Annotated in this window: 12 protein-coding genes; 6 read left to right on the top strand and 6 right to left on the bottom strand. The window is 73.7% G+C overall.

Annotated elements, in window-relative coordinates; translation table 11 throughout:
• Positions 1 to 115 precede the first annotated feature (115 nt).
• The 4 genes from ADK55_RS20075 to ADK55_RS20060 all read right to left on the bottom strand — a co-directional run bounded on the left by ADK55_RS20075 (position 116) and on the right by ADK55_RS20060 (position 3707).
• Entirely contained in the window at positions 116 to 628 is a 513-nt protein-coding gene (locus ADK55_RS20075; protein ID WP_159041488.1) for a hypothetical protein, read from the bottom strand.
• A 298-nt stretch (positions 629 to 926) separates the two neighbouring features.
• Positions 927 to 1481: a MepB family protein gene (locus tag ADK55_RS20070; RefSeq protein ID WP_078999180.1), complete on the bottom strand. Its 555-nt coding sequence runs from the start codon at positions 1479 to 1481 to the stop codon at positions 927 to 929.
• A gap of 93 nt (positions 1482 to 1574) precedes the next feature.
• Positions 1575 to 3209: an FAD-dependent monooxygenase gene (locus ADK55_RS20065; RefSeq protein ID WP_053680637.1), complete on the bottom strand. Its 1635-nt coding sequence runs from the start codon at positions 3207 to 3209 to the stop codon at positions 1575 to 1577.
• 135 nt (positions 3210 to 3344) lie between these two features.
• The gene (locus ADK55_RS20060) at positions 3345 to 3707 is read right to left on the bottom strand and encodes a DUF6204 family protein (protein ID WP_053680635.1); all 363 of its coding nucleotides are present in this window, start codon (positions 3705 to 3707) and stop codon (positions 3345 to 3347) included.
• A gap of 506 nt (positions 3708 to 4213) precedes the next feature.
• Between ADK55_RS20060 and ADK55_RS20055 the strand changes: the two genes are divergently transcribed.
• Positions 4214 to 4693: a hypothetical protein gene (locus tag ADK55_RS20055; protein WP_053680633.1), complete on the top strand. Its 480-nt coding sequence runs from the start codon at positions 4214 to 4216 to the stop codon at positions 4691 to 4693.
• A 251-nt stretch (positions 4694 to 4944) separates the two neighbouring features.
• The gene (locus ADK55_RS20050) at positions 4945 to 5301 is read left to right on the top strand and encodes a hypothetical protein (protein ID WP_053680631.1); all 357 of its coding nucleotides are present in this window, start codon (positions 4945 to 4947) and stop codon (positions 5299 to 5301) included.
• Between the two features lie 82 nt (positions 5302 to 5383).
• Here ADK55_RS20050 and ADK55_RS20045 read toward each other — a convergent pair whose 3' ends face one another.
• Positions 5384 to 6307, bottom strand: a complete 924-nt coding sequence (locus ADK55_RS20045; RefSeq protein ID WP_053680629.1) for an AraC family transcriptional regulator — start codon at positions 6305 to 6307, stop codon at positions 5384 to 5386.
• 100 nt (positions 6308 to 6407) lie between these two features.
• Here ADK55_RS20045 and ADK55_RS20040 point away from each other — a divergent pair, with 100 nt between their 5' ends.
• The 4 genes from ADK55_RS20040 (at position 6408) to ADK55_RS20025 (ending at position 11477) form a co-directional block, all read left to right on the top strand.
• On the top strand, positions 6408 to 7316 hold the full coding sequence (locus ADK55_RS20040) for an MBL fold metallo-hydrolase (RefSeq protein WP_078999192.1): 909 nt from the start codon (positions 6408 to 6410) through the stop codon (positions 7314 to 7316).
• A gap of 55 nt (positions 7317 to 7371) precedes the next feature.
• Positions 7372 to 10029, top strand: a complete 2658-nt coding sequence (locus ADK55_RS20035; RefSeq protein ID WP_078999172.1) for a DUF6493 family protein — start codon at positions 7372 to 7374, stop codon at positions 10027 to 10029.
• 72 nt (positions 10030 to 10101) lie between these two features.
• Positions 10102 to 10449 carry a GntR family transcriptional regulator gene (locus ADK55_RS20030; protein ID WP_053680625.1) on the top strand — a complete coding sequence of 116 codons (348 nt, stop codon included), beginning with the start codon at positions 10102 to 10104 and terminating at the stop codon, positions 10447 to 10449.
• Positions 10446 to 11477 (top strand): DUF1648 domain-containing protein, encoded by a 1032-nt coding sequence (locus ADK55_RS20025; protein WP_234350163.1) that lies wholly within the window; start codon positions 10446 to 10448, stop codon positions 11475 to 11477. Before ADK55_RS20030 ends, ADK55_RS20025 begins: the two co-directional genes overlap by 4 nt.
• Positions 11478 to 11499: 22 nt before the next feature.
• On the opposite strand, the gene ADK55_RS20020 is transcribed toward ADK55_RS20025, so the two are convergent.
• Complete coding sequence (locus tag ADK55_RS20020) at positions 11500 to 12474, bottom strand: thiopeptide-type bacteriocin biosynthesis protein (protein WP_053680623.1); 975 nt, start codon at positions 12472 to 12474, stop codon at positions 11500 to 11502.
• Between the last annotated feature and the right edge of the window lie 24 nt (positions 12475 to 12498).

Raw genomic sequence — 12498 nt, 5'->3', positions numbered from 1 at the left:
CGGCGTCGCAGGAGGATGGTGTCCGGCCGTTCGGGACGCGGGCCCCGGTTGGTCGGTGGGGAGGGCGCGGGAGCCGCTGGTGCCCCCGGGCTCCGCTATGGGCGCACTGCCGCCGCTACTGGCAGAACTTCGAATTCAGCGCGGCCGTCACGCCCGCGTTGAAGCCCTTCTCGAAGTTCGGGTCGACAGCCTGGAGGTTCTGGTTCGCGTTCGGCTTCTTGCACAGGTCCTTCGTGGCAGCGAAGCCCTGGGTGAAGCCCTTGCGGAACTGGTCTTGGGTGTCCTTCTGTTCGGCCTGCTGGACGGTGCCGCACGGGGTCCTGCCCTTGCTCCCTTCCTTCACGGAGAACGAGCTGCCGCCCTTCTGGGCGATCAGCTTGAACGTGCCGTCCGCGTTGGTCCGGATCTGCTTGTTGCCGCTCTTGGACAACACGAGGACGTCGACGGCCGGTTTGAACCCGTTTCCCTTGACGTCCACCCGCTTGCCATCGACGGTGTTGGCCGTCACGGTACAGGTGGCGGAAGGCACCGCCGCCTGCGCCGGGGCGGCCACGAGCGCCGCCGACCCCAACGCCAGCAAGGACACCCCCACCGGGGCGACCACGGCCATTCGCATACGCCGATTCATCGTTTCTCCTCTCGTCGAGGAGACCACGGGCGGCCCGGCAGCCGAGTGTCGCCGAGCCCGGAGAGGCGGGCCCGCCGAGCGGACCTCTTCGAGCGGGATCCTGGCCCCGACCCGCACCCTCGCTCGGCCGACACCGCTCCGGTGCCGACCCGGGTGATCTCACGAGATGTCTCCATCGTCCCGCCGTCCGCCCGCCGTGTCGACCGGGGCGACCCCCGGCGCGGGCGACCGCCCGGCCGGCCGGGCGGCGCCCCCCGGGCGCCGGTCGCCAGGACCCCGATGCGCGTGCCGCATTCGTTCAGGCGTGGTAGAGCGCCCGCGCCCGGTCCAGGTCGACCGACCCGTCCCCGGGCAGCGCGAGGAAGTGCTCCAGCTGCCATGCCCGGGTGCGTTCGGCCTGTCGACTGGTCGGCACCGCCCACGGCGGATAGACGCGAAATCCCCGCTTCCCGCCGACGCCGTCCCGGGACACGACGTCCCGCGCGCGGAGCACGGACCACGGGAAGACGAACTGCCCGTGGTCCGCCCCGTCCCGGCTGTCGATGACGAACAGGTCGACCCCGTCGCCCGTGTCGAAGGGCCGGATCGGGCCCTCCTCGGACCGTTGCCACACGGTGACGAACTGGCCCACCTTGGTCGGTGTCGTCCTGGCGGCCCGGAACCTGACCGAGCGCCCGTTCACGCAGAGCGCGTACGCCTCGTAGTCCGCGCTCTCCTCCTCGGCGACGGGCAACGGGCAGTCGAACCCGCACGGGTCGAAGACCAGGGACTTCGCCGCGGCGAGTCCCTCCGGCACGGGGCCGGTGGCCGGGTCGTCCCAGGGCTGTGCGGGTGTTTCGTGGTGAGCGGTCATGACCCGATCCTTGCACCCGTCGGTGACACGGGCCCGGGACGGGCCTCGGCCGGGGGCGGGTCACACGGCGCAGGCCTACGCGTAGGCCCACCCTCAGCTCCCCCAGATCCCCTGAAGGTGGCTGACCAGCGCTTTCCCGGCCGGCAGGGCGATGCGGTCCCCCAGGTAGCCGTCCGGTCGCACCACGAACAGCGTCGACTCGCGGGCCCCGTAGAGCCGGGCGAACTCACCCCGGTCGTCGCGGTAGGCCGGCAGGGGGGCGTCGTCGGCCGGGACGCCGTCCGCGAGCACGGGGCAGGCAGCCGACCGGCCTGTCGGGAAGTCCGCGGCGAGGGCGGCGAGTTCGGTCATCGCGTCGGTGTCCGGGCCCGTGAGGTACAGGACGCACACGTGGTCCCGGTCCCTCAGCAGGTCGTACAGCCGCAGCGGGTAGGCGGCGATGGCCGAGGTGAGGCCGCCGCAGTCCGGTGCCCGGTCGCCCGGCTGCGGGCCGGCCGTCCCGTCGCGCTCCGTTCGTCCCACGATGGGGCTGCCGCGGTAGTCGACGAGCAGCTGGGCCTGGCGCATCATCACCGTCGCCGGGTCGCCCGGATCGGCCTGCACACCCTCGGCGGCGTGCCGCACGGTACGGTCGACGACCTCCGTGCCCACCGGCCGCCGCTCCGCGTCGTAGCTGTCCAACAGCAGCGGAGGGGCGGCGCCCCCGACGGCCAGGGCGAGTTTCCACGCCAGGTTCCACGCGTCCTGGATGCCGGTGTTCATGCCCTGCGCGCCGGTCGGCGGATGGATGTGCGCGGCGTCGCCGGCGACGAAGACCCGCCCGTCGGAGTATCGGTCGACGATCCGGTGACTGATGCGGAACACCGAGGACCACCGCATGGTCGACGCCACGGTCGGCTGCGGCGACATGCGGTCCAACACCGCCTGGATGTGGGAGAGTTCCGGCGCCCGGCCGCCCTCCAGCCCGTGCGCGATCCCGTCGCCGGTCTGCCCGGCCGCGGACGAGAGCTCGGCCGGCACCGACATCGAGACGCGGTAGCGGCGGACCCCGGGAAGCGGGATGCACACCAGTACGTCGTCCACGGCGCCCCCGTCGGCACGGTGCATGGCCCGCACCCCGTAGCCGCGGGGAAGGTCCCAGTCGACCTCGACGTCGGCCAACATGTACTCCTCGGGGAACGCGCCACCCGCGAAGCCGAGCCCGAGCCCCTTGCGGACGACGCTGTGCGCCCCGTCGCAGCCCACCAGGAACCGGGAGCGGACCTCCTCCTCGGCGCCGGTCACGACGTCCACCAGTCGACTGGTGACCCCGTCGGCGTCCCGGGTGAACGACACCAGCTCCTTGTTCCGCTCGATGCCGGTCCCGAACCGGTTCAGGAACTCCTCGAGGATCCGCTCGGTCTCGTTCTGGGGGAGCGCGGCGAACCCGTACGGCACCTCGGGCGGCAGCTTCAGGTCGAGGCGTGGCTGCTCGACGCCGTTGACGTACGTGAGCTGCCCGCGCATCGGGACGGCCGCCTCCAGCACGGCGCGGACGAGGCCCGCCCGGTCCCAGAGTTCCAGGGTGCGGGGCTGGATGCCGACCGCCTTCGCGTACGGCAGCCTCGCCGGGAGCCGGTCCACGAGACGGCACCCCACCCCGCGCCGCCGCAGCTCCGCGGCCGCGGTCAGACCCACCGGGCCCGCGCCCACGACCAGTACGTCCGTGTGTCCGTCGTTGTGTGCCACTGGTCACTCCCCGGCCGAGTCCCCGTAAGGAAGCAGGTCCCCTCCATGGTGGCCCGACGGTCGGACCCCGGCCACCGCTCCCGGGGCCCGTACCGTGAGCGAACCCCGGGCCCGCACGGGGGGTGCGCCCGCCCGTCAGTCGGTGTTCGTGGCGGCGGCCGCCTGACGCTGCCGCTTGCTCAAGGGAGCCAGGGTCATGTCCTGGGCGTGGGTCCTGAAGTGCTTGAAGGCGTATCCGCGCTCGGACAGCCAGGCCTCGGCGGCCAGCTCGGCGCGTGCGGTCGCGTCCACGATGTCCTCTTCGGCGTCGCCCGACTCCAGGAAGCGGAACGTGTAGGAGTCCCGCGCCGTGATCTCGTAGGTGAGGTGTCCCTCGGGGGTGAAGCCCGCGCGCAGCAGGTCGTGCTCCGGGGCGGCGGCAAGCAGCGCCGCGCGCTGCTCGTCGGTGAGCCGGACGAAGGAGCCGCGGACGGTGATGCGGAAGGTTCGGGTGGTCATCGCGTCAGCCTAGGCGGGGGACGCTGCGGGCGCACCGGGGTTTCGGATCCAGGGGTGGCCCAGGGAGCGGGCCACTCCGGGGATTCCCGGGGTGGGGGGCCGCGTGGAGGGGCCACTGAACCAGTCGGGGGCCGTATGGAGGGGGACCGCCGACCCGCCCCGCCCTCCGAACCACCCCCGGACCCGTTCCGCGCGGGCCTGTCGCGGGGAACGGGACAATCGGCGCATCGGCGTCCGTTCGTCCCGGCGGCAGCCGATTCGGCCGGCCCGACCCGTCCGCAACGCCCTCGCCGATCGATCGCGGGCCGTCCTGCGACGTCGGCGCGCGATCCGCCGACACGAACGAGCCGGCCGCGCCGTGCCCGGCGGATCGTCTCCGGGCGCCGGGAACTTGCCGGCGGCACCTGCGCGCCCTCGACCACCCCACATGACGCCTTGTTGAGTCATGTCGCGCTTCAGGGCGATTCGCGTACTGAACGCGCTCTCAATGTGGTTGAGGAGAATCCATGCGCATGATCCGAACGGCTCTCGCACTCGGCGCCACCGCACTCGTGGTGACGGCCGTCGGCGTGAACCCGGCCGCCGCCGCGGAGCGGTCGCCGGCCCCGAAGGCTCCCACGTACTGCACCCTCGTCGTCGACACGGGCGAGGGCGGCTGTTTCGCGACCAAGGCCGAGGCCGCCCAACTGGGCGGCCAGGCCGAGTACAAGGACCTCGGCAGGATATGGAGCGACGCCAACTCGGGCGGCAGCGAGTTCACCTTCCGCGGCAGTGTCGGTTGCAACTGGCGCTACCCGGAGTTCAACGACCTCGGCAAGTGGGGTTGGAACGACACCGTCAGCTCGGCCCAGGGCATCACCTGCCCGATCACCCTGTGGGAGCACCGGGACTTCCGGGGCGCCAGTCAGACCTACCACGGCTACAACGCGTACGTCGGTGACGGCATGAACGACAAGGCCACGTCGGTCAGTTTCGACCTGCGCTGATCCGACGGGGCCCGGCGACCCGCACCGCCGCCGGGCCCCGTTCGCGCGATGTCCGCGCCGCGTTCCGTCCGTGCAGTGCCGTTTCAGCAGTGAACTCCACCACTCGAACAGGTGAGTTCGGGTGTGGCGCCGCGTCGTGCGGGGGGTTCTGGGGACTAGACCCATGGGTGATCACCTTTCCCGCGGGCACCCGGGGCGACGTCCCCGTGTTCCCGTGCTTTCCCTTGTCTCCGACCATGAGAAGGCCCCTCGTGAACACCACCCCGCGCCGCATCGCCGCCACGTTCGCCGTGACCGCCGCCCTCGCGTTCCTGACCGCCACACCCTCCGACGCCGCCGCCGCCCGGCGGGTCGATTCGCAGTGCGGTACCTACATCTGCGTCCACACCGCGCACCACAACCGATTCGTCCAGGACATCACCGTGCAGACCAAGGACGGGGTGTCCGGCACCCTGCGCGCCTACTGGGGCAACTACCACAGCTCCCGGGTGAACGCCGCCTCCCGGCGTTGGGAGGTCGGCTACGAGCAGGCCGGCGCGAGCCTCGTGTGCGGCGGCCTCGAACGCGACGGCCGGAGCATCGAGGACGGCATCTGCGTGACCATCTGACCGACGCGCGACCGAACCGGCTCCGGGACCGATCCCGCCGCACCGTCCTGGCGGCGGGATCGCACCCGGAAACGGCCCGCCGTCACGCCGGCGCCGCGGCGTGCTCCCGGTAGCGGCCCGGAGTCGTGCCGAACTCCCGGTTGAAGGCGTGCGAGAAGGCGTACGGAGTTCCGTACCCCACCCGGCGCGCGATGGCCGCCAACGAGTCCGGGGTGTCGCGGAGCAGGGCGGCGGCGGAGGTCAGCCGCCACCAGGTCAGGTAGGCCATCGGCGGTCGTCCCACCAGGGCGGTGAACCTGCGGGCCAGCGTGGGGCGCGAGACCCCGGCCTCGGCGGCCAGGCTCTCGTTGGTCCACGGGGCGGCCGGGTCCGCGTGCAGGGCCCGCAGCGCGACGGCCGTCACCGGGTCGCCGAGCGCCGCCGACCACACCCCCGTACCGTCCTCGACCATCCACGAGCGGATCATGTAGACGAGCAGCAGGTCGAGCAGACTGGGTACGGCGATCCCCGCGCCCGGCCGTCGGCCACCCAACTCGCCCCCCAACAAGTCGATGGCGGACCGGAGTTCGGGATGACGGCCCACCCGGTTCGGCAGGTGCACCACGGTCGGCAGCTCCCGCATGAGGGGGTGGACCCGGCTGCGGTCCAACCGGTACTTGCCGCACAGCAACTCCACCGCCCCGGCCTCGGAGGACGGGTGGGGCGCCGGGGTGTCATCCGTCCGCCAGTCCTCGAAGGGCACCGCCCGCTCCAGGCTCGCCGCGTCGGCCCGGACGTCGGCGATGAGGTGCCCCGTGCCGTGCGGCAGCAGGACCGCGTCACCCGTTCCCAGCCGCACGCGTTCCCCGCCCTCCGGGAGCAGGAGGCACGCCCCCTCCAGGACGACGTGGAAGCCGGCGCCCTCGTAGGGAGCCAGGCGGGTCGCCCAACCACCGTTCACCCGAACCCGGTTGGAGGAGGGCCGCCCCGTCCGGACGGTCGAGATCGCGTCGCTCACCACATCCATGACGCCAGCGTAGTCCGCGCATCAGCGGTGAGAGTCCCGCGTATCCACATGAGCGCGAAGAGCATTGAGCGGCTCACCGAGCACTCCTAGAATCGTGATCATGAAGAGTGAGAGCGAGCAGGGCATCGTACTGGGCGACGTCGAGGTCATCCGGGTCGTCGAATGGCAAGGGGCCTTCGCGTCCGCCCTCGACGTCGTCCCGGACTCCGGGACCGAGGTGTGGAAGGAGAACGCGCACTGGCTGTCCCCGGACCACTGGGACCCGCGGACCGACCGGGTCACGGTCGCGCTCCAGACCTGGGTCCTGCGCAGCGCCGGACGGACCATCCTGGTCGACACCGGCGTGGGAAGCATGCGCGAGCGACCCGGCGCGCCCGCGTTCCACCACCGGCAGGACGACTTCCTCGGCGCACTGGCCCGGGCCGGTGTCCGGCCGCAGGACGTGGACCTCGTCGTCAACACCCACGTGCACGCCGACCACGTGGGCGGCAACACCGTCGACGCCGCGGGGGAGTGGGCCCCGGCCTTCCCCAACGCGCGGTACCTCGTCCCGGCGGCCGACGACTTCCACTTCGGCCCCGACAACGGTTACGCCCGGGGTCTGCGGGCGGACGACCGGCTCATCTACGAGGACAGCATCGCGCCCCTCCACCGGTCGGGCCAGGCCGTCCTCTGGGAAGGCTCCCACCGCATCGACGAGAACCTCGTGCTGGAGCCCGCGCCCGGTCACACCCCCGGCTCCTCCGTCCTGCGGCTGACCTCGGGAGGGGACAGGGCGGTCTTCGTCGGGGACCTCCTGCACAGCCCCGTGCAGATCCTGGAACCCTCCTGGAACAGCTGCTTCTGCATGGACGCCGGGCAGGCCGCGGCCAGCCGCCGCCGGATCCTCGAACGAGCCGCGGACCGAAACGAGTTGGTCGTGCCCGCCCACTTCGGCGGTGGTGGCGCGGTGGAGGTGCGACGCCAGGGCGCCGGGTTCACCCTGGGCGCGTGGGCGGATTTCGAGTGAGGCCGCCGGCGGGTGCCGGTCGGTGTTGTCAGTCCCCGGACCTAGCGTTTCGCCCATGACCCTCCCGATGAACGACGTCCTCGACGCGGTGCGCGCAGGTCGCACCGAGCGCCTCCCCGCACTGCTGGGGCCCCTCACCCCGGCCGAGCGCCGTACCGTCCTCGGCGAACTCACCGCGTTGCGTCGGGAGGTCCGGGGATGGGGCTGGGACCGGGGCTCCGAGCGCGACCGGATTCGCGGCGGACTGCTCGTCGCGGGAGCCGGCTGCCACACCGGAGCCGCCGCCGCGGCTGCCTGGATCGGCTCCCGGGAGCTGCGCGACTGGCGGGAGCTCCCCGCCGCGCTGATCCTCGAACTGCTCGCCGACCGGGACCCGGGGTGGCTGGGCGACGTCGCCCACCGCCTCGCGGCCCGCGCCGCGACGGCCGAGGCCGACTACCCGCTGATCCGGGAACTGGTCCGGCTCGCCGGCTGCCCCGTCCCCACCAACGACGCGTTCGTGTCCGGCTGGGTCCGGTCCCTGGTGCCGCAGGGACCGGGCGGCACCCGCCTCCCGCTGTCGGCGGCCCTGCGCCGGGATCCGTTCGTGCGCGACCTCGTGCCCCGCCTCTTCGAGACGGCCGAGCCCCCCAACGCCCTGCTCTGGTACTCCCACCCGCGGTCCCCGAACCACTGGCCGACCGAGCTGGCCGCCCTGGCGGAGGAGGGAATCGTCGAGCGCCGGGAGCTGATCGACGGATGCGTCTCGCGGCTCCTGCGCGGCGGCCGCCCGAACCAACTGCGCTTCTACCTGGCCCTCCTGGAACGACTCGCCCTCACCCCGGACGAGGAACGCACCCGGACCGCAGACTGGATCGCCATGGCCGCCGACGGGCCGTCCGCCCTCGCCGGACACGCGCAGCAGGTGCTCGCGCGCGTGACCGTGGCGGGCGAACTGCCGGCCGAGAGGCTCGCGGAGATGTCGGCCGCGGTGCTCTTCCGCCCGGAGAAGAAGCTGGCCCGTGCCCAACTCATCCTGCTGGGGAAGGCACTGCGCCGCGCGCCCGACGACCGCCACCGGCTGCTGCCGGCCGTCGCCCACGCCTTCGGGCACGAGGACACCGCCCTCCAGGAGCGGGCGCTCGGGCTCGTCGCCGCGCACCTGCGCCCGCACGACGACGAACTCCGTGCCGAACTCGCCTCGCACAGTGCGCTGTTGAGCCCCGGCAACCGGCTCGTCGCCGCAGGACACCTCGGGGTCGCCGCGGCGGCCGAGGAGGAGCCGTACGAGGAGATCCTGCCCCCGCCGCCCGTCCGTCGCCGCGCGGCGGCCACCGGGCGGACCGTCGCCGAGACCGTCGAGCTGGTCGCCGCGCTGATCGGCTCCCGAAGGCCGGACGCCGCCGAGTTCGAGACGGCGTTGGACGGTCTCGTCCGCCACGCCCACCGGGACCGGGCGGCCCTGGTCGAGGCTCTCGCACCGGTCCTGGCCGGCCGCGGTGCGCCGTCCGACCCGAGGGTCGAGGAGGGCGGCCCGCACGGGGTGGAGCTGGTGGCCGCGGCGGTCCTGGGGCGGTTCACCCCGGAGGAACTGCTGCCGGGCACGCGCCCGCAGTCCCGCGGGTTCCACGACCCCTGCGTGCACGCCGCCCTGCGGGCGGTGATCGCCGCCCGACTCAGGGAGGTCGCCCACCGCATGGTGACCGCCCCCCTGCCGTTCCTGCTCGCCACGCCCACCTGGGAGACCGGAACGATCGAACCGGACGAACTGGTGAAGCGGCTCGGCGCGTACCGCCGGCTTGGCTTGGAGCCCGCGGAGGCCGACTTCGCCCAGGCGCTGTTCCGGGTCCGCCGCGACCCCGCCGTCGCGGCGGCCGCGACCGCCCTCGGAACCCGTCCCGGCGAGCGCCTCGCCGCATGGCTCACCACTGCCGGCGAGCCCCCGAGGCTGCTGCGCCGCACGCAGGGACCCGACCCCAAGGCCGCCCACCCCTGGTGGGGACGGACGTGCGGGGCGGTGCGCAGGATCGTCATCGACACCCGCGAACGACTCGTCCTGCAGAAGGAGTTCCCGCCCGCGTTCCGCAGGCTCGGCCGCCCGGTCGACGACCACGGACGCCGCTGTTGGCACTGGCACGGCGACACGCAGGCGGAGCGCATGGTGCTGCCGGAGGACCGCGAGACCCAGGCCGCCTGGCTGCTCCCCGACCTCACGGCCGGCGCCACCGGCGAGGAACGCGGCCCCGGCGCGCTGCTCCCGGGCCTCGCCGAGCTGGGCGGCCCGGCCGGCCCCGTACTGCACCTCGCCGTGGCCACCGGACTCGGCTCCCGCCATGCCGAGGACCGGCTCGGGGCCGTCGACGCCCTGCTCGTCCTCGCGGCGCGGGGTGAGTTGGACGTCCCGCTGATGGGCCGGGACCTGGCCGAACTCGTCGGCCTGGGGACCGTGAAGGCGAACCGGCTCGCCGACTCCGCGCGCACGGCCGCCGCGACCGGTGCGTACGCCACCACCTGGACCCTGCTCGCGGGGGCGATCCCCGCCCTCCTGGCGCAGGATCCGGCCCCGCCCGGCACCGGCGAACTGCTGGCCGTCGCCGCCGACTGCGTGGAACGCTGCAAGGTGGCCTCCCCGGACCCCGAGGGTCTGGCCGCGCAGGCCTCCCGCCCCGGTTCCTCCCGGCTGGTCGCGCAGGCCCGTCGCCTGCGCACGGCCCTGGCCGTGGCCGCCGCGTAGGCGACCTTCGTGCGGGGGCACGGGGGGACTCTCTCGACCGATGGGCCATATGAAGCTATCTTCATTGGCACCATGTTGCTGAGGCTGAACATCTCCGACAGTCGCCCCCTGCACGAACAGGTGGCGGGCGCGATCCGGCGGGCCGTGGCCGAGGGCGAGTGCGCCCCGGGGGATCGGCTCCCGCCGGCGCGCGAGCTCGCGCAGGCGCTCGGGGTCAACGCGAACACCGTCCTGCGCGGCCTGCGATCCCTGCGCGACGAAGGGGTGCTGGAGTTCCGGCGCGGCCGCGGGGTGACCGTGGCCGCCGGCGCGGACCACCGCTCCGCGCTGGTGGATCGGGTCCGTGAACTCGTGCTGGAGGCGGCCCGGTTGGGGTACGGCAAGGCCGAACTCACCCAGATGATCAGGGAGGTCCCGTGAAAGACCACAAGGACCACGAAGACCGCGAGGACCGCGAGGGCCGTGAGGTTCACGCGGCGGGCGCCACCCGCCCCGGCCGCGGCAGGGCCACCTCCTGGGGCGCCGCCGCCTGGGCCTCGGGCGTCGGAATCCTGCTGGTGGCCATGCCACTGGCCGCCCGGGGACGACTTCCGGACCGGCTCGCCACGCACTGGGGCGCCGGCGCGGCGCCCGACGGTTCGCTGCCGCTGTGGGCGGCGGCCGCGTTACCGGCGGTGGCCTGGGCGTTGCTCGTGTCGGCGGTGGCGCTCGCCTCCCGCCGGGGATCGGGGGTACGGGGATGGGCCGGAGCGACGCTGCTCTCGGTGGGGGTGGGCCTGATCGGGGCCCAGGCGGTGATCGTGCGGGCCAACCTGGACCGATCGGACTGGCATCAGGCGCGGTCCGCGACGCTCTGGTTCGTCGTCTTGATCGCAGGAGCCGTGACGGCGGCCCTCATCGGGGTGCTGCTCGACCGTCGTGCGACAGCCTCGGCGCCGCCCACGCCGGTGACACCCGGCGACCCCGCTCTGGAGATCCCCGAGGGGGAACGTTTCGTCTGGCTCTCGCGGGTGACGAACCCCTGGTTCCAACTCAGCGCCGCCGCCGGCGGCCTGGTGGCCGTCGCGGGTGCGCTCGCCGGGGCGGCGGGTCTGGTCGGCAACCCGTGGCCGCTGATCGCCCCGTTCGCCTTCGTCTCGGTCGGGATGACGGCCTTCTCCACCGTGCGGGCCCGGGTCACCGAAAGGGGGCTGGAGGTCGGCTTCGGTCCGCTGGGGTGGCCGACGAGACGCTGGGCCGTCGGCGACATCGAATCGGCACGCGTCGAACGACGCACCCCCGCCCAGGTGGGCGGATGGGGGTACCGGCTCAGTGGTCTGGGCACGACGGTGATGCTGCGCGCCGGCGATTGCCTCGTCGTCCGGGCCCGCGGCAAGGACTTCGCGGTCAGTGTCGACGACGCCGGCCGGGCCGCCGCCCTCCTGAACTCGTCCCGCGTACGCACCTGACCGGCCCGACCGGCCGGCGCCCCTACCGCGCGTCGGTGGCAGGGCGCTCCTCGGGGAGGTGCGGCCCCCGCTCCCAGGTGTCCGTCAGCGCGTGGGAGGCGAGCCGGCACACGGCCCGTTGCTCGTCGGGGGCCAGCCCTAGACGGTTGAAGAGCAGATGCAGGTGCGAGGCCCAGAGCGAGGCGCGTACGGCGGTCCACACCGAGGCGCGGCCCGCCGCCCACACGGCCGAACCGTCCGCGCCGTCGTCCTCCGCCGCACGCCCGGCCGCCTCCTCCAGGCGGGCGTCGGCCTCCCGCAGCCCCGCCGCCCAACGGGCCACCGGCCCGACGCCGACGCCGTTCGCCACCCCGTGCCGGACGGCGTCGGCGCGCCGCATCAGTTCCTCGCGACCGGGTCCGCCGCCCGGGTCGACGCGAGGGGAGGGCACGGGGGCCGGGGTGTGCAGGACGTCCTCGGACCAACGCCACCCGGTCGTCTGCCACCGCAACCACCGCGCCGCCTCGTAGCGGTCCATCCCGAGCGCCGCCGCCGTGGCCTGCGCGAGGTCCCCGGCCAGGGCGAGGCGCTCGCCGCCGCGTCCGGTGCGCGCGAGCCCGTCCAGGGCCACCCGGGTGGACAGTGCGAAGACGTCCTCCGTCACGGGCAGGGCGGTCGGACCGCCGAATCGTTCGGTGTCGGGTACGTACGGCGCCTCGTGGATCTCCGCTCCCTCGCCGAGACGTTCCTTCACGAGGAGCGTCGTCTCGGCGTACAGCGCCGCCACCCCGGCCGGGGTGAGGTCGCGTACCCGGACGCGCAGGTGGGGGCCGTCCACGTCGACGTGACGGAGGTAGAACCACGAGGTCGCCCTGCGGTCGGAGACCAGCCCGTCCAGCAGCGGGGCGAGATCCTCGACGAGGAACGCGTCGGTGTCCTCACCGGTCGGGCGGGCGAAGCGGGGGAAGAGGTGCAGGCTGAACCAGCGTCCGCCGGTCGCGTCGATTGCCTCGGTCACTTCGGCTCCTCTGGGGAAGAAGGG

Origin of the sequence: Streptomyces sp. WM4235, from assembly GCF_001279725.1 — a bacterium.
Classification (GTDB): Bacteria; Actinomycetota; Actinomycetes; order Streptomycetales; family Streptomycetaceae; genus Streptomyces.
Note: the sequence above shows the minus strand (reverse complement) of the source record. Positions and strands in the feature narration are given on the sequence as shown.

What these genes read in the sequence shown, in the direction of transcription:
- ADK55_RS20075 (WP_159041488.1), bottom strand. Translation starts at nt 628, where the DNA reads ATGAATCGGCGTATGCGAATGGCCGTGGTCGCCCCGGTGGGGGTGTCC.
- ADK55_RS20070 (WP_078999180.1), bottom strand. Translation starts at nt 1,481, where the DNA reads ATGACCGCTCACCACGAAACACCCGCACAGCCCTGGGACGACCCGGCC.
- ADK55_RS20060 (WP_053680635.1), bottom strand. Translation starts at nt 3,707, where the DNA reads ATGACCACCCGAACCTTCCGCATCACCGTCCGCGGCTCCTTCGTCCGG.
- ADK55_RS20055 (WP_053680633.1), top strand. Translation starts at nt 4,214, where the DNA reads ATGCGCATGATCCGAACGGCTCTCGCACTCGGCGCCACCGCACTCGTG.
- ADK55_RS20045 (WP_053680629.1), bottom strand. Translation starts at nt 6,307, where the DNA reads ATGGATGTGGTGAGCGACGCGATCTCGACCGTCCGGACGGGGCGGCCC.
- ADK55_RS20040 (WP_078999192.1), top strand. Translation starts at nt 6,408, where the DNA reads ATGAAGAGTGAGAGCGAGCAGGGCATCGTACTGGGCGACGTCGAGGTC.
- ADK55_RS20035 (WP_078999172.1), top strand. Translation starts at nt 7,372, where the DNA reads ATGACCCTCCCGATGAACGACGTCCTCGACGCGGTGCGCGCAGGTCGC.
- ADK55_RS20030 (WP_053680625.1), top strand. Translation starts at nt 10,102, where the DNA reads ATGTTGCTGAGGCTGAACATCTCCGACAGTCGCCCCCTGCACGAACAG.